Origin of the sequence: Pseudomonas sp. 3MA1, assembly GCF_029237275.1 — a bacterium.
GTDB classification, from domain to species: Bacteria; Pseudomonadota; Gammaproteobacteria; order Pseudomonadales; family Pseudomonadaceae; genus Aquipseudomonas; species Aquipseudomonas fluorescens_AP.
The window spans coordinates 40,297-60,836 of sequence record NZ_JAACFX010000012.1; the positions used below are offsets into that span (position 1 = coordinate 40,297).

The window sequence follows — 20,540 nt, forward strand, 5'->3', positions numbered from 1 at the left end:
GCTCAAGATCGGGCTGAAGGCCCGTATTCAGGTGTCTTATTGCGGCTGCGGCCGGGTCTGATGGTGGCGGGATTTACTATTTCAGGGTGTTAAAAAGCCGCCGTCTACGGATCAGCTCAGAAGCGCAGACGGCCGCACGGGCGGTGCATGGCGTGCGGACCCGTTCGCCTGCGGGGTCAGACCACGGTGCCGAAGGCGCTGCCCACGGCGGCGGTGAGGCCCATGGCCAGGGCGCCCCAGAGGGTCACGCGCCAGGCGCCCGTTAGCACCTTGGCGCCGCCGGTGTGGGCCGCCACGGCGCCCAGGCCAGCGAGGAATATCAGGGACATGCCGGCGATCCACGGCACCACGCTGTGCGTCGGGGCAATGAAGGTCACCGCCAGGGGCAGCGCCGCGCCCACCACGAAGCTGGCCGCCGAGGCCAGGGCCGCCTGCAGTGGGTTGGCCGCCAGGGCCTCGCTGATGCCCAGTTCGTCGCGGGCGTGAGCTCCCAGGGCGTCGTGGTCCATCAGTTGCACCGCCACCTGGCGGGCCAGTTCCGGGTTGACCCCGCGGCTCTGGTAGATGTGCGCCAGTTCGTTGAGTTCGGCCTGGTGATCGCTGGCCAGTTCGGCCCGTTCCCGGGCCAGGTCGGCCTGTTCGGTATCGGCCTGGGAATGCACGGACACGTATTCTCCGGCGGCCATGGACATGGCCCCCGCCACCAGCCCGGCCATGCCGGTGACCAGCAGCGTGCCGTGGCTGGCGCTGGCGGCGGCCACGCCGATCAGCAGGCTGGCGGTGGAGACAATGCCATCGTTGGCCCCCAGGACGGCGGCCCGCAGCCAGCCGATACGGTCGTTACGGTGCAGTTCGCGGTGTCGGTGCATGAATTTCATCGGCAATGGACTCAGGTAGAGAGGACTGAACAACGGGTTGGGGTGGACCTTGGTATCAGCGGGTCTGGATGTCGGCCTGCAACTGTCCACCGACAATCGACACTTCCCGCAACTGCTCGCCGTCGCGGATCACAAACAGGGCATCCATGCCGCGCTCCTGGGCCAGCTGTGGCCCTTCGATTTCGCCCAGCACCAGCAGCGCGGTGGCCCAGGCGTCGGCCAGCATGCAACTGCTGGCCACCACGCTGACCGAGGCCAGACGATTGCGCAGGGGTTCGCCCGTCGTCGGGTCAAGGGTATGAGCGTAGGCCTGTCCGGCGATGTCCACCCACCGGCGGTAGTCGCCGGAGGTGGCGATGGCCGCATCTTCCAGCTCCATCACCCCCATGACCTGGCGTTCGCCGCGCAGGGGTTTTTCAACGGCCACGCTCCAGGGCTGCCCTCCGGGCTTGCGGCCGCGGGCGCGCATTTCGCCATCGATCCCCACCAGGTAGTCGCGGATGCCCGAGGCTTCCATGGCCCGGGCCAGTTCATCGACGCCAAAGCCCTTGGCGATGCCGTTGAGGTCCAGGCGCAGTTTGCTGCGCTTGCGCAGGCGGTGGCGCCTGGGTTCCAGCACCAGGGCGCTGGCGGCCGGGCTGCGGCGCTGCCGGCCCAGTTCACGCAGTGCCGGCAGGTCCAGGGTCCGCGACACGGGACCAAAGCCCCAGCTCTGGACCAGATCCCCCACGGCGATCTCGAAGGCCCCATGCGATTGCTCGCTGACCCGCAGCGCGGTGGTGATGACGTTCATCAGCTCCCGCGGCACGCTGATCCAGCGATGCCGGGGCGCGGCGTTGATGCGGTTGAGATCGGACTGCGGGTTCCAGCCCGACATCTGCTGCTCGACCCGCGCCACGGCCTGGGCCAGACGCTCGCCGAGGTCCTGGGTGGCGAAGCCCGGGGCGGCGTAGAACAGCGCGCTGTAGCGGCTGCCCATGGTCGGGCCGTTGAGGCTGTAGCGCTGCAGTCCGGTGGTTTCAGTAGACATCTTCACGGTAACGTCCTTGGGCCTTGAGGGTCAGTACGCTGAGGTCGAGCGGGGCCAGCACTTCGTCCAGGGCCTGCATCACGCCCTTGGCCATGTCCCGGCTGCCGCAGACCAGCACCTGGGCGCCTGTTTCCACCAGGCGGCGCAGGGCCAGGGCATCGGCCAGCAGCCGGTCCTGCACGTAGCCGCGCTCCTGGACCTGGGAGAAGGCCGCGCGCAGGGCGGTCAGGCGCCGGTCGGCCAGGTAGCCCTTGAGCTCCGGCTCGTAGAGAAAATCCGAGGCTGGGTGGCGCCCGCCCCAATACAGGTGCATCGGCTGCCGGGCCCGATTGCCGCGGATGAACCCCGCCAACGGGCCGATGCCGGTGCCGGCACCGATCAGGATCACCGGTTGCGCGCCTTGGGTGGGACGAAACTGCGGGTTGGGCTGGATGAACCCCGCGATCCGCGCGCCCGTCTGCAGTTCATGGAGAAAGCCCGAGCACAGGCCGCCCGGGTGCTTGCGCACGCAGATCTCCAGCACCCCGTCGGCGCGGCTGCTGGCCAGGGAATAGAAGCGGGGCTGGGTCGTGCCGGGAGGCAGGATGCCCACCAGATCGCCGGCCTGGAACTCGGGCAACGGCTGCCCGCTGCCGTCGGCGGCCTTGAAGCGCAGGATCCGCGTCGGCGCCTGGACCTGATCGCCATAGGCCACCGACTCCACCAACTGCCACTCATGGCAGGGCAGGGCACGGGCCTGATGCTGCAGGTCCAGGGGCAAGCCCAAGGCCTGTCCCAGGGCCTGGCCCCAGCGCTGGAATGCCTGGGGCGACTGGCGATGGATGCTTTCCAGGGGCAGCAGGCACTGCGCGGTAGTGGCCTCCAGGGCGTTTTGCACCTGCTCGGCAAAGCCGCAGAAACGTGGGAACTGCCGGTCGCCAAAGCCCAGCACGGCGTACTCCAGGCCGGGCGCCAGCGGCTGCTGTTGCAGGCGCGCGAGGAAGCCTTGGGCCGAAGCCGGGGCATCGCCGTCGCCGTGGGTGGCGGTGAGGATCAGCAACTGCCGGGCCTTGGGGTAGTCGCTGCGCAACTGGTTCATCGGCGCGCTGTGGACTTGGCGTCCCGCCGCCGTCAGGGCCTGTTGCAGGGTCCGGGCAAAGCCCCAGGTGCTGTTGCTCTCGCTGCCCACCAGGATCACGCAGTCGGCGGCGTCGGCCGGGCAGTTGTCGTCGATCGCCACCGCGTCGCGACGTCGGCGCCACCACAGCCACAGGCCGGTGAGGCTCATCAGGGGCACCCCCAGGGCGCCCAGGCCCAGCAGCAGGCCCAGCCACCACAGGCCTTCTCCGGTGTGCAGTTGATAGATGAACCCGGAGAGCTGCTGCATTCCGCTCTCGGGCTGGAAGGCCAGCAGGGCGCCGTTGGCCGGATCCACATAACCTTGGCCGCTGCGGGTGTGCAGGCTGAACAGATCCTGGGGGCTGTCAGGGTCGGGGTAGACCAGCTCGCGCAGGTCGTTGAGGTTCACCGCCTGCAACGCCGTGAGGCTGGCCACCGGCAAGGCCGGGCCGGTGCTGATCGGGGGCAGTTGGCCCTGGCCGTCGTCGGCGATCAGGCCCAAGGTGCCGGCCGACAGGTACAGCCCGCTCAGGGCCGAGAGCAGCAGGCCAAGGATCGTCAGGCGTCCGACCTCGGCGTGCCAGCGCTGGCTGAAACTGCCGCGCAACGGCCGCAGCAGCTTGCCCCAGCCACCGGCGCGGCGGGCCAGCAGCACAGCGCCGGACGCCGACAGCAACAGCATCGCCAGGGCGCCCAGGGCCGCCACGATATGCCCCGGGGTGTCGAGAAACAGCGAGCGGTGCAGTTCCTTGACCCAGCGGGCCAAGGCCGAGGGCGTGTAGGGCGCCAGCAGCGCGCCGGTCTGTGGATCGACGCGGCTGGCCAGGATCTGGCCATGCTCGCGGTGATAGACGATCAGCGTGCCCGAGGGCGTGCGGCGGATCTGCTCGATCCCGCCCAGCTGGCCGGCCACGCGCCCGGCCAGTTGCGCCACGCTGATGTCGGCCGCCGCCGCGGGCGCCTGCAGGCGTTCCAGGGCCGGGTTCAGCGCCAGGGTTGCGCCGCTGATGGCCAGCAGCATCACCAGCAGGGCGGCCAGCAGTCCGGGGATTGAGTGCAACGAGCGCAACATGGTCGGGCCTCCTCGGGGCGCAGGGCTTACAGGTCGTAGCGCAGCGACTGCACGTAGGTGCCGCCGCTGGCGGGCTGGCCGCTGCCCTTGAGGGTCAGGGGCAGGACCATGTCGGCGCGGACATCGCGCTGATCTTCCACGGCGCTGTCGATGCGGATCTGATACCCGGCATCAATCAGGCTGTCCGCCAGATCGGCGCTGACGGTCAGGGTTTCGCCGCTGCCGACGCTGGCGCCGGTGACGCCGTCGTACTGGCCGGCGGCCGCGCCGCCACTGCGGGCCCATCCCGACAGATGCTTGTAGTACTTGGCCTTCTTGCCGGCGACCCACAGGGTCTTCTGGTAGGCGCCGCTGGCGTCGGTGAGGTAAATCGCCAGGTAGGCGCCGTTGCCGCTGTAGGGCTTGAGCTGGGTGGTCAGGGTCACTTCACGGGCCTGGGCCAGTGTCGGCAGGGCCAGGGCCGCGGTGAGGCACCCGGCGATCACGAGCTTGTTCATGAGGCTGTCCTTTTTGCTGAATGTGGCCGCAGCCTGGGCCGTTTAGCTGACAGCAACCTGAAGGCCTGGAAAAAACTTCGGCCCCGGCGCTGTCGCGTACCCGGGCTTTTGCTGATCTGTCTCGCATCGCGCGGGCGCGCCACTGGCTACCCTGAGCGGGCTGGCGGTTTCTTCAGATTCGCGTCAGGTTCAGCGGTTAAGGTGCAGCACCACACAGGTCAAGGGAGAGCGTCGATGCGGGTGTTATTGGTCGAGGATGCGGCAGGGCTGGGGGACGCGGTGCGTGAGCAGATTGCCGACGATGGCCACGCCGTGGATTGGGTGCAGCGTCTGGAGCAGGCCCGGGCCAGCGTCGCCAGTACGCCCTACGACCTGATCCTGCTGGACCTGATGCTGCCCGACGGGCGCGGCCTGGAATTCCTGCGCCAGCGCCGCAGCGCGGGGGACGTAACGCCGGTGATCATCCTTACCGCCCAGGACCAGATCTCCGAGCGCATCGCCGGGCTCAATGCCGGGGCCGACGACTATCTGGTCAAGCCCTTCGACCTGTTCGAGCTGTCGGCGCGGGTCGCCGCGGTGGCCCGGCGCTACAGCGGCAACCCCAACCCGCAGATCCGCCTTGGCGAGCTGCAAGTGGACCTGAACGCCCGCACCGTGCAGCGCGGCGGCAGCATCATCGACCTCACAGCACGGGAATGGGCGGTGTTCGAAGCCTTTGTCCAGCGCCCCAGCGCCTTGCTCTCCAAGTCCCAGCTGGAGGAGCGGCTGTATGCCTTCGGTGCGGAAATCGAAAGCAACACCATCGAGGTCTACATCAGCCGCCTGCGCAAGAAGCTCGGCCGCGAACTGATTGAAACCGTGCGCGGCATGGGCTACCGGCTGATGCCCGCATGAAGCGTCCCATCAGCCTGCAAAAACGCCTGAGCCTGGGCCTGACCCTGGGCATGACCCTGCTCTGGCTCGGGGCCACCGCCGGCACCTGGCTGGTGGTCCAGCACGAGCTGGACGAAACCTTCGACAGCGCCCTGGAAGCCACTGCCCAGCGCATCCTGCCGCTGGCCGCGCTGGAGATCGGCAACCGCCGTGGACCACGTCGGGCGCGGCACGTGGCGACCCTGAAGATGGACAGCGAATACCTGACCTATCTGGTGCGCGACGCCGAGGGGCGAATTCTCATGCGTTCCCACGACGCCAAGCTGAAGATCTTCAGCCACCGCCCAAGCCCCGGCTTCAGCACCACGGACAAGTACCGCCTGTACAGCGCCAGCATCGAGAACGGCTCGATCGTCATCGAGATCGCCGAGCCCCTGGCCCACCGCCGCGAGGCCTCGCGGGAGGCGTTGCTGGCCCTGCTGTTGCCCCTGCTCGGGCTGATTCCCATCAGCCTGCTGGGCACCTGGCTGTTCGTGCGCATCAGCCTGCGCAGCGTGCTGGCTTACCGGCGTGCGGTGGAATCCCGCGGCGTGGGCGACCTGTCGCCGATCCAGGTGGCGCACCTGCCAGCGGAAATCGATCCCTTGGCCGAAGCGGTCAATCATCTGCTGGAGCGCCTGCGCAAAGCCCTGGAAGCGGAGCGCAGCTTTACCGCCAACAGCGCCCATGAACTGCGCACGCCCCTGGCCGCGACCCTGGCGCAGATCCAGCGCCTGCGCCAGGAAGCCCCGCAGGGGCCGTTGCAGGTGCGGGCGGCGAAGATCGAGAACGCCCTGCGGGAACTGGCCAGGCTCTCGGAAAAACTCATGCAACTGGCCAAGGCCGAAGGCGGCGGGCTGCTCTCGCAAACCCCCGAGGACCTGATTCCGTTGCTGGCCCATGGCGTCGAGGAATGGAATCGCGGCGCGGCCGCGCGGATCCGCCTGCAACTGCCGGAAGCGGCCCGGGTGTGCACTGCCATCGACCCGGACGCCTTTGGCATCCTGCTGCGCAACCTGATCGAGAACGCCTTGAAGTACGGCGATCCGGCCCAGCCGGTGGACGTCAGCCTCAGCGCCGACGGTTGCTTGCGGGTGATCAATGGCGGACCGCTGGTGCCGGCGGACGTGCTGCAACGCCTGACCGAACGTTTTGTGCGGGGCAACAGCGAGGCTAGCGGTTCCGGGCTGGGGCTGGCGATTGCCCAGAGCATTGTCCACGGCGTCGGTGGCCAACTGCACCTGGCCTCACCGGCCAACGGCCGTGACGAGGGTTTTGAAGTTCGCGTGCATTTTCCCCTGGAGGGGCCGACCCAACCTTAGGCGCTGGCTGGCCAACGAAGGCGTCGGTTGGAGCGGGGCCCTGTTCGCCGGCAAGCCGGCTCCTACGTGAGCGGGCGTCTGTAGGAGCTGGCTGGCCAGCGAAGGCGTCGGCTGGGGCGGTGCAGGGCTCGCGGGGCTCATTCGCCGCGGATGTATTGCTCCAGCTGGCGGATCAGGTCGGCCTGTTCGGCAATGGCTTCCTTGACCAGGTCGCCAATGGACAGCAGCCCCAGCAACTGGCCGTTCTCCACCACCGGCAGGTGGCGCAGGTGGTGGTCGGTCATGATGCTCATGCAGGTTTCCACGTTCTGGTGGGAGTCCACGGTGATCACCGGCGAGCTCATGATGGCGCTGACCGGGGTGCCCACCGAGGAGCGCCCGTGCAGCACCAGCTTGCGCGCGTAGTCACGTTCGCTGATGACCCCGACCACTTGACCGTTCTCCAACACCGGCAAGGCGCCAACGTTTTTTTCGGCCATCAGCATCAGCGCTTCCAGGACCATCTGGTGCGGGGCTATGGTGTGCACTTGCTGGTTGTGCTTGGCCTTGAGTTTCAGCAGTTCTGCGACGCTCTTCATGGGGCGCTCCGGTGGTTCTACGTGGGGCGGCGATGCGCCGCCCTGAGGGGTTTCTAAAGAATCGTAGAGACTCGGCCAACCGGCAAGGCTGAAAACGGCAGATAAACGGCGAAAAACGTCAGCCCGGGGATTTTTTTTCAGCACGGCCCCGATAAAGGGGCCGCGGCCGTCAGTGGAAGCGTTGCAGGGAGAAGCTTTCCAGGTCGATTTCGCTGCGCCCGTCCACCTGCAGCTGGGCCAGGGCTTCGCCAATCGCCGCCGAGTGCTTGAAGCCATGGCCGGAGCAGGCACTGACCACGGTGACGTGGGCCATGTGCGGATGGCGGTCGATGATAAAGCCCGAATCCGGGGTCACGGTGTAGGCGCAGACGCTGGCCTTCACCAGCTCCGGCGCCAGCCCGGCCATGTGCGGGGCCACCAGCTCGCGGAACAGGCGCTGGGCATCGGCATCGCTGGGTTGGCGGTCGAGGCTGTCCGGCTGGCTGCTGGCGCTGTACTGCTCGGTGGCGATCTTCACGCTGCCTTCGCCGGGAATCGGCGGGAAGCCATAGCAGGTGTCGACATCGTCGGCGCTGTGGAGGATGAAGCTCGGCGAGCGGGCCGGGTAGTGTTGCGGCTCATCGAGGCGGAACCAGTACAACTGCTGGCGACAGACCCGCAGCAGCGTATCGAAGGGCGCCCCCAGCAACTGCGCCGACCACATGCCGGCACTGACGATCACCTGCCGGGCGCGGACTCGTGAACCGGCGCAGATGACCTCCGCGCCCTCGGCGTCGGGCTTGAGTTGCAGCACCGTCTGGCCGGTGATCAGGGTCGCACCCAGTTGCCGGGCCCGGGTCAGTTGCGCGTCGATGCAGCGTTCCGGGCGGACAAAACCGCCGCCGGGTTCGAAGTAGCCCCGGGCGCTGTCGGCCAGCGGGGCGAACTGCGGGAAGCGCCGGCGGATCTCGGCGGCGTCCAGCACCTGGTGCTCGATGCCATAGTGCCGGGCCAGGGCGATGCTGTTGTCGGTGAAGTCGCGGGCATCCGCCGGGCGCTGCGGGTCGGTGCTGGCGGTCATCACCAGCACCCCGCATTGCTCGAACAACGGCACGTCCAGTTCGGCCTCCAGCTCGCGCCAGATCTGCTGCGAGCGGATCGCCAGGGGCACATAGGCCGCGCCTTCGCCCACCGCCTGGCGGGTGATGCGGGTGTCGCCATGGCTGGAACCCTGGTCATGGGGCGGGGCGAAGCGGTCGATGCCCGCCACCTTGACCCCGCGCTTGGCCAGTTGATAGAGGGTGGCGGCGCCCATGGCGCCCAGGCCTATGACGACCACATCGAATTGGGGTGTCTGCACGACAAGATCCTTGAAAAGTGAAGGCTCAGCGACGGTTGAGAGTGGCCAGGGTCATGGGCGCGATGATCCGGTGGAACGGCGCCACCGGCAGCATGTACAGGCGCCCCAGGCGGTTGTGCGGGTGCACCACGGTGCTCAGCACCACCGGGCGCAGGCCCTCGGCGGTCAGGGGTTGGAGGTTGAGCGACAGGTGCACGTCCAGGTGCTTGTCGCGATCCACCACCAGCACCTCGTCGGGACTCTGGGAAACCAGGGTAAAGATGCCGACCCGGTCGCCGGGCTGGTAATCCGCGTCCGGGCGCGCCAGGTCGATGCGGGTCAGGCGCCCCAGGTCCTTGAGGCCGAACAGCTGCACCACGCGGTTGCGCAGGCCCATCAGGCGGTCGATCCAGGCCGGAGTCTGGCTCATCAGGTTCAGCAGGTGGCGCATGGCGCTGCGTTCGGCATCGTTGGCGAATGTGCGGCGGCAGTCGATGAAGGTCGCCCCCGGGGCCAGGGCGGCGATGCTCGAGTCATGGGGCAGCGGGCAAGGGTGTACGGCGGACTTCATCGGTGCAGCTCCCTGAAGGATGGCGGCCTTGGCTGGATGCCGATCAGCCGCGCCGGAAGCGGCAGAAAATACCACTTCCTGGGGCGCGGAACTTGCTGTTGTGTCGCGGCCGGTTGTCGCTGGGCCATGGTCGCCATTGCCGACGCGCAGGGCTTCGGCGGTTATCCGCACGGCGCGGGCCGGTGCATGCACGAGCAGGTGATCCTGCGACCGGCCGCGCGGCTTCAGTGCTCGGGCGGGTGCTTGCGCTCCAGCCAGCCGATGCTCTGCTTGCCGTAGCCGGTGCTGTCCAGCAGGCGCCGGGCATCGAACCATTGCTGGCCCTCGTGCTCCTGCCATTGCTGGCCCCAGCTGTTGAGTACCTTGAGGCCCTCCTGGCACTGGCCCTGGGGCGTGCACAGGCGAGCGTGACCATAGGCCACCAGGCTGTGCTGGTACTGCTCGGGGCATTTTTTCTGCTTGGCATCGCGGTACAGGCAGACGTTGGCGATGATCACCGAGTTGCCGGCATCGATGGCCTGGGTCAGCGCCGGGTACAGGCCGGCGAAGTGCTTCTGTTGGCTCGTTTCCGGCAGGGCGCGGATCTGCAGCTTGTCCTTGAGTTCGAACAAGGCCCGGCGGCTGAGGCGCCGGCATTCAGGGGGGATGATGATGGCCGAGAAAAAGCCGCCGAAGTGCGGCTTGCCCAGGGCCTGGGCGATGCCTCGGGCGTCGCGGGGGGTGGCATAGATAGCCTGGAGCTCGGCCACCTGGGCTGGGCTGGCGACACAGTCGGTACAGGGGGCCTTGAGCCGATGCTGTTGGTAGAAGTCCTCCAGGGCTTTGAGCACCGCGCGCTGGGCCTTGACGTCCGCGGCGGTAATGGCGCCGCTGGGCACGAACTTGTCCTTGAACAGTTTCTCCTCGGAAAAGCACGCCTGGGACACCACGGTGCCGACCATCAGCGCGGCGTTTTCCAGGGTGTAGAGCGGGTCGCCGCCCTCGTCGATGTCCTCGTAGCAACTGTGTTCCTCACGCGATTTGCGCAGAAGCCTGCAAGGCTTCGCGCATTCGCGCGTTCAAGATAGTGACGAGCTTGCGCATGGCTGCAACCAGCGCCAGTTTCTTCGACTTGCCTCGACCAACCAGCCCCTCGTAAAACGCTTTGAGGACAGGGTCATATCGAATCGAACTCAAAGCCGCCATGTAGATCACCGCTCGTGGACTAGCACGCCCACCCCAGGTAATCCGTCTTCCATGGGACCTACCGCTATCCCTGGCCAGGGGCGCCACACCGTATAGCTTGGCGATAGCCTTGCGATCCAAATAACCCAGTTCAGGCATGTCGCAAACAAGCGTCGAGAGAACAACTGGACCAACGCCTTTGATCGTCGAGGCTACTTGCGCTTGCAGCGTCCCTTTGAGCTGCTCGGCAATCTTAACGTCCAGCTCATCTCGATCAGCTTCCAAGCGCTGGATGTTGCGCTCGAGCATATGGCGCATGGCCGGATGCTCAGTCAGACGACGCCGCTGCTTTTCAGCAGCCAACATTTGTACCACTTGCTGACGGCGCCGATGACAAGCGTGCAGGAACTGAGACTTTTCGCTCAGCGGCTGATAACGATTGAGCTTGAGAACACTGGCCATATGGGCAAGCACGCTGGCATCCAAGCGGTCCGTTTTGGCCAACTGGCCTGTGGACCGCGCAAAGTCCCGGGCTTGTCGAGGATTGACCCTGACCATGGGTAAACCTGCGTTATAAAGGGCTTCCAGTGCCTTCAGCTCATAGCCGCCGGTGGCCTCAAGTACGACTTGCTGAGGAGCAAATGGGGCTAGCCAGTCAATGATTCGCTGCCATCCTGCTGGGTCATTGGTGGTGAGCAGTTGGGGCTTATGTCCGTCCACCTTTACATCCAGGGTGTCCTTGCTGACATCGATACCGGCACCTATGCAGCCCATGATGATCTCCTCTAGTCTTGAGACGTCGAGAGTTCTCCTCGGCAGCCCAGCCTTATCTTCGAGTGTCGGCTCGAGCAACTGTACGGGCGTCGCTGAGGAGATATCGGCGTGGAGACCTTGCTACGAGGCGATCGTTTGGATCTAGGAGCTAGCGATCGTCCACGCCGACTCTCGACACCTAATTTGGCAGACCTAGAACAGATAAGGAGCCGACGCTGTCCACCTCGCCCGTGGGCTTGCGGCCATAGCGCGCCATGTCCAGGGGTGCTGCCAGCTGGTGCTTGTCGATCCGCGTGCAATCTTCTTTGGCCGCCTGGCATTGGTAGTAGTTGAACACCGCCGCCGCGCTGTGGCTGAAGCACAGGCCCAGGCCCTGTTGGGAGGTGGCCAGGGGCATGTTGTCGAGGAGGTGCAGGCTGTTCGGGGCGGGCGTGGCCGCCGCCGGCAGGGGCACCAGCGCCAGCAGCGGTGGTGCGGCATGCAGGTGCAGCGGAATCAGGACCGGAATCAGGGCTGGAATCAGCCAAGGCGCGCGCCGGGGTGCAGGCATGTCGAAGGACCTGTGTTGCAAAGTGGACGAGGTGGGGTTGGAGCCATGTCGGCTGAATCTAGCCAAGGCACTGGTTCGCTGCCAGTGGGTGGCATGAGGGTTGGCGGTTTTTGTGTGCCTGGCGAGTACGCGGACCTTCCCCGCAGGACCCTCTGCTGCCTGGATCGTCTATGCCGGGCCAGCTATTCGTGCCTGCGCCAGCGGCTGCAGGGAACGCAAAAAAGGCGCCCGAAGGCGCCAAGGATTCACCCCAACCGAGGGAGCCGGGTGAAGCCGTTCGCAGGAGTGTCGCGGTGGTAAGGCGCGACGTGAACGGAAAAAGGGGAGCGCTGCCCGCCAGCGGCGGGCGGCTTGAGTCATTTGCCCAGCTTGATCCTGGTCCAGCCGCGGTTCATCACGCGTTGGATGGCAATCGGCTGGTCTGGCACCGCGTACAGGGTGGCCAGCACCTCTTGCGGCGGGTAGGACGCCGGGTCGTTGCGGATCGCTTCGTCCACCAGCGGCGTGGCCGCGGCGTTGGCGTTGCTGTAGCCGAGGCTGTTGGTGACTTCTGCGATGATGTCCGCGCGCATCAGGAAGTTCATGAACAGGTAGGCGTTGTCGACGTTGGTGGCGTCCTTGGGGATGGCCATCATGTCGTAGAAGCTGCCGGCGCCTTCCTTGGGAATGCTGAACGCGACCTTCTCCTTGTTGCCGGCCTCTTCGGCGCGGGAACGGGCTTGCAGCACATCGCCGGAGTAGCCCACGGCCACGCAGATGTTGCCGTTGGCCAGGTCCGAGATGTACTTGGAGGAATGGAAGTAGGTCACCGAGGGCCGGATCTTCATGAACAGTTCCTGGGCTTCGAGGATCTGTGCCTTGTCCTTGCTGGTCACCGGGTAGCCCAGGTAGTGCAGGGCGGCCGGGAGCATTTCGGTGGGCGAGTCGAGGAAGCTGATGCCGCAGGCCTTGAGCTTCTCGGCGTTCTCTGGCTTGAACAGCAGGTCCCAGGAATTGATCGGGGCATCAGTGCCCAGGGCCGCCTTGACCTTGTCCGGGTTGTAGCCGATGCCGATCGAACCCCACATGTAGGGGAAGGCATGGGCGTTGTCCGGGTCGCTGGCGGAGGCGTTTTTCAGCAGCACCGGGTTGAGGTTCTTCCAGTTGGGCAGCTTGGACTTGTCCAGCTCCTGGTAGACCCCGGCCTTGATCTGCTTGGCCAGGAAGCTGTTGGACGGCACCACGATGTCGTAGCCGGACTTGCCGGTGAGCAGGCGCGCTTCCAGGGTTTCATTGCTGTCGAAGACGTCGTAGGTGACGTGGATGCCGGTTTCGGCCTCGAACTTCTTCAGGGTGTCCGGGGCGATGTAGTCCGACCAGTTGTAGACGCGCAGCACCTTGTCGTTGGCTTGAGCGCCGGTAATCAGTGCGCCCATCAAGGACACCGAGAGCAGGGTTTTGGCGAACAGTGTCCTGCCAGGCATTTTCATTACTACAACTCCATTTCTTATTGTGCAGATTGCTGCGTGTGCAAGGTGGATATCGGTGTGGAGGCTTTCGCCAGCAAGCTGGCTCCTACAGGTTTGTGTTGTCTGTAGGAGCCAGCTTGCTGGCGAAGAGGCCGTCAGGCCGTTGCCGGCGCTCGTACCGCGGGTTTTTTCGCCGCCGGTGGCTGCCAGGATTCGTTGGCGGTGAACTCCATGGCTTCCTGGATCGCCCGCTTGCGGGCCGCTTCGGCGCGGCGGCCGAAGTACCAGACCAGGAAGGTCACCAGCGATACCGCCAGCAGGATCAGGCTGGCCACGGCGTTGATCTCGGGTTTGACCCCCAGGCGCACCGCCGAGAACACTTCCATCGGCAAGGTGGTGGAACCCGGACCGGAGACGAAGCTGGCCAGCACCAGGTCATCCAGGGACAGGGCGAAGGACATCATGCCGCCGGCCGCCAGTGACGGCGCGATCATCGGGATGGTGATCAGGAAGAACACCTTGAACGGGCGCGCGCCCAGGTCCATGGCCGCTTCTTCGATGGACAGGTCCAGCTCCCGCAGGCGCGCGGAGACTACCACGGCTACATAGGCAGCGCAGAATGTGGTGTGGGCGATCCAGATGGTGACGATCCCGCGCTCCATGGGCCAGCCGATCAATTGCGCCATGGCCACGAACAGCAGCAGCAAGGACAGGCCGGTGATCACCTCGGGCATCACCAGCGGCGCGGTGACCAGGCCGCCGAACAGGGTGCGGCCCTTGAAGCGGGTGACTCGGGTCAGCACGAAGGCCGCCAGGGTGCCCAGGGCCACCGCGGCAATCGCGGTGTAGCAGGCGATCTCCAGGGAGCGCGCCACCGAGCCCATCAGTTGCTGGTTGTCCAGCAGGCCGACGTACCACTTGATCGACCAACCGCCCCAGACCGTCACCAGCTTGGAGGCATTGAACGAGTAGATCACCAGGATCAGCATCGGCAGGTAGATGAACAGCAGGCCCAGCACCAGCATCAGTTTGGAAAATTCGAAGCGTTTCATGCCCGTGCCTCCATCTCTTTGGCCTGGCTGCGGTTGAACAGCAGGATCGGAATAATCAGGATCGCCAGCATCACCACCGCCAAGGCGGAGGCCACCGGCCAGTCACGGTTGTTGAAGAATTCCTGCCACAACACGCGGCCGATCATCAGGGTTTCCGGGCCGCCCAGGAGTTCCGGAATCACGAACTCGCCGACCACCGGGATGAACACCAGCATGCAGCCGGCAATGATGCCGTTCTTGGCCAGGGGCACGGTGATCTTCCAGAAGTTGTTGAAGTTGCTCGACCCCAGGTCGGAGGCGGCCTCCAGCAGGCTCTGGTCATGCTTGACCAGGTTGGCGTACAGCGGCAGCACCATGAACGGCAGGTAGGCGTAGACCACGCCGATATACACGGCGGTGTTGGTGTTGAGGATTTCCAGCGGCTGGCTGATCAGCCCGGTCCACAGCAGGAAGCTATTGAGCAGGCCGTTGTTGCTGAGGATGCCCATCCAGGCGTAGACGCGGATCAGGATCGCGGTCCAGGTCGGCATCATGATCAGCAGCAGCAAGACGTTCTGCGCTTCCTTGCTGGCCTTGGAAATGGCGTAGGCCATGGGGAAACCCACCACCAGGCACATCAGGGTGCTCAGCAGCGCCACCTTCAGCGAGCCCAGGTAGGCCGAGAAATACAGCTCGTCGCCGGCCAGCATGGCGTAGTTGCCCAGGTTCAGCAGCAGCTGGAATTTCTGTTCGGCGTAGCTGTAGATCTCCGAGTACGGCGGGATCGCCAGGGCCGCTTCCGAGAAGCTGATCTTCATCACCAAAAAGAACGGCAGCATGAAGAACAGGAACAGCCAGAGGAAAGGAACGCCGATCACCAGCTTGCGACCGCTGGGCAGCATGCGGAACAGTTTCTGATTGAAAGTGCTCATGCTCGAAGTCCTCATGCCCGCAGTACCACGCCGCTGTCGTCTTCCCACCAGACGTAGACTTGGTCGTCCCAGGTCGGCCGCGCGCCACGGCGCTCGGCGTTGGCCATGAACGACTGGACGATCTTGCCGCCGGGCAGCTCGACGTAGAACACCGAATGGCCGCCCAGGTAGGCGATGTCGTGCACCTTGCCCTTGGACCAGTTGTAGCGGGCGTCGGGCTTGAGGGTGGTGACCAGCATCTTTTCCGGGCGGATGGCGTAGGTCACCGACTTGTCCTGCACCGAGGTGCTGACCCCGTGGCCGACGTAGATCTGCTGCTCAAGGTCCGGGCAGTCGATGATGGCGTAGCCTTCCAGGTCTTCGGTGACGGTGCCGTCGAAGGCGTTGACGTTGCCGATGAACTCGCACACCAGGCGGCTTACCGGCGCCTCGTAGATGTCCACCGGGCTGCCGGTCTGGGCGATCCAGCCCAGGTGCATGATGGCGATGCGCTGGGCCATGGTCATGGCCTCTTCCTGGTCGTGGGTCACCATCACGCAGGTCACGCCCACGCGCTCGATGATTTCCACCAGTTCCAGCTGCATCTGCGAGCGCAGCTTCTTGTCCAGGGCACCCATGGGTTCGTCCAGCAACAGCAGCTTGGGGCGCTTGGCCAGGGAACGGGCCAGGGCCACGCGCTGGCGCTGGCCACCGGAGAGCTGGTGCGGCTTGCGCCGGGCGTACTGGGTCATGTGCACCAGCTTGAGCATTTCCTCGACCCGGGCCTCGATCTCGGCGGGTGGCAGGCGGTCCTGCTTGAGGCCGAAGGCGATGTTCTGGGCCACGGTCATGTGGGGGAACAGGGCGTAGGACTGGAACATCATGTTGATCGGCCGCTCATAGGGCGGCATGTCGGTGATGTCCACGCCATCCAGCAGGATGCGGCCTTCGGTGGGGCGTTCGAAGCCGGCGAGCATGCGCAGCAGGGTGGATTTGCCGGAGCCGGAACCGCCCAGCAGGGCGAAGATCTCGCCCTGGTGGATCTCCAGGGACACATCGTCCACGGCCACGGTTTCATCGAACTTCTTGGTCACGCGGTCGATCTTGACCAGGACCTTCTGCGGGCTCGGGGTGCCTTCGAGGGCCTTGCGGTAAGTGCTGGAGGCGTTTGCCATGTGAAACTCCCAACAGGTGTCAGCAGCCTGGCCAATTCGGCCGGGCTTAAAGGTTGATTGCCAGCCCGCAGGGGGTGCGGGCTGATTCGGCGCTGCCTTCCTGGCGGCCTGACGCTATTTGTTGTTGTGGTCTTGCCGTTTGCTGCTCACGCCGAACGTCGGGCGCGCACAGGCGCGCTCGCCGTGGGGCAGGGCGTGGTGAATCGTGTTGAATGCCTGGAGGGCCGCCTTGGCGGCCGGGGTTTGCCGCTTAGCGCCGTTGCGCGGCCCGTTGCCGACAGGCGTCGCCAAAGGCCTGGAAGATCCGCAGGTAGGCCGGGTTCGACAGCACCTGCCATTCCGGGTGCCACTGCACGCCGAAGGCAAAGGCCTTGCTGTGTTCCACCGACAGCGCCTCGATCAGGCCATCCGGGGCCACGGCCTCGACCCGCAGGCCGGGGGCCAGGCGGTCGACGCCCTGGCTGTGGATCGAGTTGACCTGGATCTCGCCGGCCAGGCCCATGGCTTCGAAAACGCCGCCGGGCTGGATCGCCACCGGGTGGGCCGGGGCGTACTGCACTTCGATGCGCGGGTCGTCGGCTTCGCGGTGGTCCATGTAGCCCGGCAGTTCATGCACCTTCTGGTGCAGGCTGCCGCCGAAGGCCACGTTCATTTCCTGGAAGCCGCGGCAGATGCCGAGCACTGGCACGCCAGCGGCAATCGCCGCGCGCAGCAGGGGCAGGGTGGTGGCATCGCGTTGCGTGTCGTGGGCGGTGCCCGGTGCGCTGGGCGGGCCCTGGTAATGGAAGGGTTCGACATTCGATGGCGAGCCGGTAAACAGCAGCCCGTCCATGTTGTGCAGCAGATCGTCGATATCGATCAGATCCGCCAGGGAAGGAATGATCAGGGGCAGGCCCTCGGCCGCGACGCTGACAGCACGCAGGTACTTGTCGCCGCTGACGTGGTAGGGGTGCAGGCCGATCTCTTTGACGCACGCAGTAACGCCGATCAATGGCTTGAATGCCATTTTTATCACCTCGAAATTCACGCTGGAACGAGTTTTTCCAGAGCTTATCCTCGTTGATTTTAATTAACAACTTCCATGTAAAAAATTCTAAACGTTACTCGTCTGAAACCCGCAAGCGGCGCGGATTGCGCCGGTTATTTGTCTCTAGTGGAGAAAAATAATTGACGAAAAGCCGCCGCTGTTGGCTATTGACTCCGGTTTTTCTTTCGGGTTGACTGCTGGCGTGTCACAGCAGTGAACATAATAATTAACACAATAGGTGCATCATGTCGGTCCCCCCGCGTGCCATTCAACTCAATGAAGCCAATGCCTTCCTGAAAAAACACCCCGAGGTTCTCTACGTCGATCTGCTGATTGCAGACATGAACGGTGTGGTGCGCGGCAAGCGCATCGAGCGCACCGCGCTGCACAAGGTCTACGAGAAGGGCATCAACCTGCCAGCCTCGCTGTTTGCCCTGGATATCAACGGCTCCACGGTGGAAAGCACCGGCCTGGGCCTGGACATCGGCGACGCCGACCGCATCTGCTATCCGATCCCCGGCACCCTGAGTGTCGAACCCTGGCAGAAGCGCCCCACCGCGCAACTGCTGATGACCATGCACGAGATCGAAGGCCAGCCGTTCTTCGCCGACCCCCGCGAAGTGCTGCGCCAAGTCGTCACCAAGTTCGACGAGATGGGTCTGACCATCTGCGCCGCCTTCGAGCTGGAGTTCTACCTGATCGACCAGGACAACGTGAACGGCCGTCCACAGTCGCCCCGTTCGCCGATCTCCGGCAAACGTCCGCATTCCACCCAGGTCTACCTGATCGATGATCTGGACGAATACGTCGACTGCCTGCAAGACATCCTTGAAGGCGCGAAAGAGCAGGGCATTCCGGCCGACGCCATCGTCAAGGAAAGCGCCCCGGCGCAGTTCGAAGTCAACCTGCACCACGTCAGCGACCCGATCAAAGCCTGCGACTACGCAGTACTGCTCAAGCGCCTGGTGAAGAACATCGCCTACGACCATGAAATGGACACCACCTTCATGGCCAAGCCCTACCCGGGCCAGGCGGGCAACGGCCTGCACGTGCACATCTCGATCCTCGACAAGCAGGGCAACAACATCTTCGCCAGCGAAGACCCGGAAACCAACGACGCCCTGCGCCACGCCATCGGTGGCGTGCTGCAAACCCTGCCCGAGCAGATGGCCTTCCTGTGCCCCAACGTCAACTCCTACCGCCGCTTCGGCGCGCAGTTCTACGTACCCAACTCGCCGACCTGGGGCATCGACAACCGCACCGTGGCCGTGCGCGTACCCACCGGTTCGGCGGACTCGGTGCGCATCGAGCACCGGGTCGCCGGAGCCGACGCCAACCCCTACCTGCTGATGGCCTCGGTGTTGTCGGGCATCCATCACGGCCTGACCAACAAGATCGAGCCCGGCCCGGCGATGGAAGGCAACGCCTACGAACAGAGCGAGCCGAGCCTGCCGACCAACCTGCGCGATGCCCTGCGGGTGCTGGACGACAGTGAAGTGATGGCCAAGTACATCGACCCGATGTACATCGACGTGTTTGTCGCCTGTAAGGAAAGCGAGTTGGCGGAGTTCGAAAACTCCATCTCCGACCTGGAATACAACTGGTACCTGCACACGGTCTGATGACCGTGCCGCCTTCTGTGTTGAGTATTTGCCATGACTAAATCCCGCAGCGACTGGGAGCAGCACTTCCAGTCCCTCAGCCTTGAAGGCCGTGCCTTTATCGACGGCCAGTACTGCGCCGCCGCCAGCGGTGCCACCTTCGAATGCCTGAGCCCGGTGGACGGACGCTTTCTGGCCAACGTTGCCAGCACCGATCAGGCCGATGCCGATCGTGCCGTGGCCGTGGCGCGCCAGGCGTTCAACAGTGGCGTCTGGTCGGGCAAGGCCCCGGCCGAGCGCAAGCGCATCCTGATTCGCTTCGCCGACCTGATCCTTGCGCACCAGGAAGAACTGGCGCTCCTGGAAACCCTGGACATGGGCAAGCCGATTGGCGACTCCATGGCCATCGACATTCCGGCCACGGCCAACGCCATCCGTTGGAACGCCGAAGCCATCGACAAGCTTTACGACGAAGTGGCGGCCACCCCTCACGACCAGCTGGGCCTGGTGACCCGGGAACCGGCGGGCGTGGTGGCGGCCATCGTGCCTTGGAATTTCCCGCTGATCATGGCCAGCTGGAAGTTCGCCCCGGCCCTGGCGATGGGCAACTCGTTCATCCTCAAGCCGTCGGAAAAGTCGCCGCTGACCGCGATCCGCATCGCCCAGCTGGCCCTGGACGCCGGTATCCCCAAGGGCGTGTTCAACGTCCTGCCGGGTTACGGCCACACCGTCGGCAAGGCCCTGGCCCTGCACATGGACGTGGACGTGCTGGCCTTCACCGGCTCCACCGCCGTGGGCAAGCAACTGCTGGTGTATTCCGGTGAAAGCAACATGAAGCGGGTGTGGCTGGAAGCCGGTGGCAAGAGCCCTAACGTGGTGTTTGCCGACGCCCCGGACTTGCGTGCAGCGGCCGAAGCGGCGGCTGCGGCCATTGCCTTCAACCAGGGCGAAGTCTGCACCGCCGGCTCGCGCCTGCTGGTGGAACGCTCGATCCGCGAGCAGTTCATCCCGCTGCTGGTGGAGGCCCTCAAGGGCTGGAAACCGGGCCATGCCCTCGATCCGCAAACCCGGGTTGGCGCGGTGGTGGACCAGCGCCAACTGGAGAACGTGCTGCGCTACATCGAGATCGGCAAGGAGCAGGGCGGCCAACTGCTGGCCGGTGGTGTACGCACTCTGGAGAGCACTGGTGGCCTGTATGTCGAGCCGACGATCTTCGACGGCGTGACCAACGCCATGACCATCGCCCGGGAAGAGATCTTCGGCCCGGTGTTGTCGGTGATCAGCTTCGATACCGAAGAAGAGGCGCTGCAGATCGCCAACGACAGCATCTTCGGCCTGGCGGCCGGGGTCTGGACCGCCAACCTCAGCCGCGCCCACCGTTTTGCCCGTGGCCTGCGGGCCGGCAGCGTATGGGTCAACCAGTACGACGGCGGCGACATGACCGCGCCGTTCGGCGGCTTCAAACAGTCCGGCAACGGCCGCGACAAGTCGTTGCACGCCTTCGACAAATACACCGAGCTCAAAGCGACCTGGATCAAGCTCTAACTCTTATAACAACAGCGGCGGCGGGCCTGGGCCCGTAC

Annotated in this window: 19 protein-coding genes; 4 read left to right on the plus strand and 15 right to left on the minus strand. The window is 65.2% G+C overall.

Annotated features, from left to right (window positions below; all coding sequences use genetic code 11):
• Positions 1 to 176: 176 nt before the first annotated feature.
• The 4 genes from GWQ44_RS25770 to GWQ44_RS25785 are packed head-to-tail and all read right to left on the minus strand — an operon-like array spanning position 177 to position 4,575.
• The gene (locus GWQ44_RS25770; RefSeq protein WP_275928555.1) at positions 177 to 878 is read right to left on the minus strand and encodes a VIT family protein; all 702 of its coding nucleotides are present in this window, start codon (positions 876 to 878) and stop codon (positions 177 to 179) included.
• A 55-nt stretch (positions 879 to 933) separates the two neighbouring features.
• Complete coding sequence (locus tag GWQ44_RS25775; protein WP_275928622.1) at positions 934 to 1,908, minus strand: FAD:protein FMN transferase; 975 nt, start codon at positions 1,906 to 1,908, stop codon at positions 934 to 936.
• Positions 1,898 to 4,078 (minus strand): PepSY domain-containing protein, encoded by a 2,181-nt coding sequence (locus GWQ44_RS25780; RefSeq protein WP_275928556.1) that lies wholly within the window; start codon positions 4,076 to 4,078, stop codon positions 1,898 to 1,900. Before GWQ44_RS25780 ends, GWQ44_RS25775 begins: the two co-directional genes overlap by 11 nt.
• A 26-nt stretch (positions 4,079 to 4,104) precedes the next feature.
• Positions 4,105 to 4,575, minus strand: coding sequence for a DUF2271 domain-containing protein (locus tag GWQ44_RS25785; RefSeq protein ID WP_275928557.1), 471 nt, complete (start codon positions 4,573 to 4,575; stop codon positions 4,105 to 4,107).
• Positions 4,576 to 4,809: 234 nt separating this feature from the next.
• On the opposite strand from GWQ44_RS25785, the gene GWQ44_RS25790 reads away from it, so the two are divergent.
• Together GWQ44_RS25790 and GWQ44_RS25795 are read left to right on the plus strand one after the other, a co-directional pair.
• Positions 4,810 to 5,469 (plus strand): response regulator transcription factor, encoded by a 660-nt coding sequence (locus GWQ44_RS25790; protein WP_047303545.1) that lies wholly within the window; start codon positions 4,810 to 4,812, stop codon positions 5,467 to 5,469.
• Entirely contained in the window at positions 5,466 to 6,809 is a 1,344-nt protein-coding gene (locus GWQ44_RS25795; protein ID WP_275928558.1) for an ATP-binding protein, read from the plus strand. The genes GWQ44_RS25790 and GWQ44_RS25795 overlap by 4 nt, the downstream gene beginning before the upstream one ends.
• A 137-nt stretch (positions 6,810 to 6,946) precedes the next feature.
• On the opposite strand, the gene GWQ44_RS25800 is transcribed toward GWQ44_RS25795, so the two are convergent.
• The 11 genes from GWQ44_RS25800 to GWQ44_RS25850 all read right to left on the minus strand — a co-directional run bounded on the left by GWQ44_RS25800 (position 6,947) and on the right by GWQ44_RS25850 (position 17,335).
• On the minus strand, positions 6,947 to 7,387 hold the full coding sequence (locus tag GWQ44_RS25800) for a CBS domain-containing protein (RefSeq protein WP_016963450.1): 441 nt from the start codon (positions 7,385 to 7,387) through the stop codon (positions 6,947 to 6,949).
• A gap of 169 nt (positions 7,388 to 7,556) precedes the next feature.
• Positions 7,557 to 8,726, minus strand: a complete 1,170-nt coding sequence (solA, locus tag GWQ44_RS25805; protein ID WP_275928559.1) for an N-methyl-L-tryptophan oxidase — start codon at positions 8,724 to 8,726, stop codon at positions 7,557 to 7,559.
• A gap of 25 nt (positions 8,727 to 8,751) precedes the next feature.
• Positions 8,752 to 9,276 carry a DUF2867 domain-containing protein gene (locus GWQ44_RS25810; protein WP_016963448.1) on the minus strand — a complete coding sequence of 175 codons (525 nt, stop codon included), beginning with the start codon at positions 9,274 to 9,276 and terminating at the stop codon, positions 8,752 to 8,754.
• 224 nt (positions 9,277 to 9,500) lie between these two features.
• Entirely contained in the window at positions 9,501 to 10,217 is a 717-nt protein-coding gene (locus tag GWQ44_RS25815; RefSeq protein WP_275928560.1) for a hypothetical protein, read from the minus strand.
• A 70-nt stretch (positions 10,218 to 10,287) separates the two neighbouring features.
• Positions 10,288 to 11,214, minus strand: a complete 927-nt coding sequence (locus tag GWQ44_RS25820) for a transposase (protein WP_275928561.1) — start codon at positions 11,212 to 11,214, stop codon at positions 10,288 to 10,290.
• A gap of 178 nt (positions 11,215 to 11,392) precedes the next feature.
• Positions 11,393 to 11,764, minus strand: a complete 372-nt coding sequence (locus GWQ44_RS25825) for a hypothetical protein (RefSeq protein ID WP_275928562.1) — start codon at positions 11,762 to 11,764, stop codon at positions 11,393 to 11,395.
• Positions 11,765 to 12,120: 356 nt separating this feature from the next.
• A complete protein-coding gene (locus tag GWQ44_RS25830; protein ID WP_345894556.1) occupies positions 12,121 to 13,227 on the minus strand; it encodes a polyamine ABC transporter substrate-binding protein in 1,107 nt (368 codons plus the stop codon).
• Between the two features lie 140 nt (positions 13,228 to 13,367).
• Entirely contained in the window at positions 13,368 to 14,264 is an 897-nt protein-coding gene (locus tag GWQ44_RS25835) for an ABC transporter permease subunit (protein WP_275928563.1), read from the minus strand.
• On the minus strand, positions 14,261 to 15,142 hold the full coding sequence (locus tag GWQ44_RS25840) for an ABC transporter permease subunit (protein ID WP_164990763.1): 882 nt from the start codon (positions 15,140 to 15,142) through the stop codon (positions 14,261 to 14,263). Before GWQ44_RS25840 ends, GWQ44_RS25835 begins: the two co-directional genes overlap by 4 nt.
• 44 nt (positions 15,143 to 15,186) lie before the next feature.
• Complete coding sequence (gene potA / locus GWQ44_RS25845) at positions 15,187 to 16,329, minus strand: polyamine ABC transporter ATP-binding protein (RefSeq protein WP_060838662.1); 1,143 nt, start codon at positions 16,327 to 16,329, stop codon at positions 15,187 to 15,189.
• A gap of 250 nt (positions 16,330 to 16,579) precedes the next feature.
• Positions 16,580 to 17,335, minus strand: a complete 756-nt coding sequence (locus GWQ44_RS25850) for a gamma-glutamyl-gamma-aminobutyrate hydrolase family protein (RefSeq protein WP_275928564.1) — start codon at positions 17,333 to 17,335, stop codon at positions 16,580 to 16,582.
• Positions 17,336 to 17,601: 266 nt separating this feature from the next.
• Here GWQ44_RS25850 and GWQ44_RS25855 point away from each other — a divergent pair, with 266 nt between their 5' ends.
• On the plus strand, positions 17,602 to 18,978 hold the full coding sequence (locus tag GWQ44_RS25855) for a glutamine synthetase family protein (protein ID WP_275928565.1): 1,377 nt from the start codon (positions 17,602 to 17,604) through the stop codon (positions 18,976 to 18,978).
• 33 nt (positions 18,979 to 19,011) lie between these two features.
• Positions 19,012 to 20,502, plus strand: a complete 1,491-nt coding sequence (locus tag GWQ44_RS25860) for an aldehyde dehydrogenase (protein WP_275928566.1) — start codon at positions 19,012 to 19,014, stop codon at positions 20,500 to 20,502.
• Positions 20,503 to 20,540 lie beyond the last annotated feature (38 nt).

Coding starts and splice junctions, on each gene's coding strand:
- GWQ44_RS25790 (WP_047303545.1), top strand. CDS start 4,810: ATGCGGGTGTTATTGGTCGAGGATGCGGCAGGGCTGGGGGACGCGGTG.
- potA (WP_060838662.1), bottom strand. CDS start 16,329: ATGGCAAACGCCTCCAGCACTTACCGCAAGGCCCTCGAAGGCACCCCG.
- GWQ44_RS25825 (WP_275928562.1), bottom strand. CDS start 11,764: ATGCCTGCACCCCGGCGCGCGCCTTGGCTGATTCCAGCCCTGATTCCG.
- GWQ44_RS25835 (WP_275928563.1), bottom strand. CDS start 14,264: ATGAAACGCTTCGAATTTTCCAAACTGATGCTGGTGCTGGGCCTGCTG.
- GWQ44_RS25795 (WP_275928558.1), top strand. CDS start 5,466: ATGAAGCGTCCCATCAGCCTGCAAAAACGCCTGAGCCTGGGCCTGACC.
- GWQ44_RS25855 (WP_275928565.1), top strand. CDS start 17,602: ATGTCGGTCCCCCCGCGTGCCATTCAACTCAATGAAGCCAATGCCTTC.
- GWQ44_RS25860 (WP_275928566.1), top strand. CDS start 19,012: ATGACTAAATCCCGCAGCGACTGGGAGCAGCACTTCCAGTCCCTCAGC.
- GWQ44_RS25830 (WP_345894556.1), bottom strand. CDS start 13,227: ATGCCTGGCAGGACACTGTTCGCCAAAACCCTGCTCTCGGTGTCCTTG.
- GWQ44_RS25785 (WP_275928557.1), bottom strand. CDS start 4,575: ATGAACAAGCTCGTGATCGCCGGGTGCCTCACCGCGGCCCTGGCCCTG.
- GWQ44_RS25820 (WP_275928561.1), bottom strand. CDS start 11,214: ATGGGCTGCATAGGTGCCGGTATCGATGTCAGCAAGGACACCCTGGAT.
- GWQ44_RS25780 (WP_275928556.1), bottom strand. CDS start 4,078: ATGTTGCGCTCGTTGCACTCAATCCCCGGACTGCTGGCCGCCCTGCTG.
- GWQ44_RS25775 (WP_275928622.1), bottom strand. CDS start 1,908: ATGTCTACTGAAACCACCGGACTGCAGCGCTACAGCCTCAACGGCCCG.
- GWQ44_RS25815 (WP_275928560.1), bottom strand. CDS start 10,217: ATGGTCGGCACCGTGGTGTCCCAGGCGTGCTTTTCCGAGGAGAAACTG.
- GWQ44_RS25800 (WP_016963450.1), bottom strand. CDS start 7,387: ATGAAGAGCGTCGCAGAACTGCTGAAACTCAAGGCCAAGCACAACCAG.
- GWQ44_RS25850 (WP_275928564.1), bottom strand. CDS start 17,335: ATGGCATTCAAGCCATTGATCGGCGTTACTGCGTGCGTCAAAGAGATC.
- GWQ44_RS25810 (WP_016963448.1), bottom strand. CDS start 9,276: ATGAAGTCCGCCGTACACCCTTGCCCGCTGCCCCATGACTCGAGCATC.
- GWQ44_RS25770 (WP_275928555.1), bottom strand. CDS start 878: ATGAAATTCATGCACCGACACCGCGAACTGCACCGTAACGACCGTATC.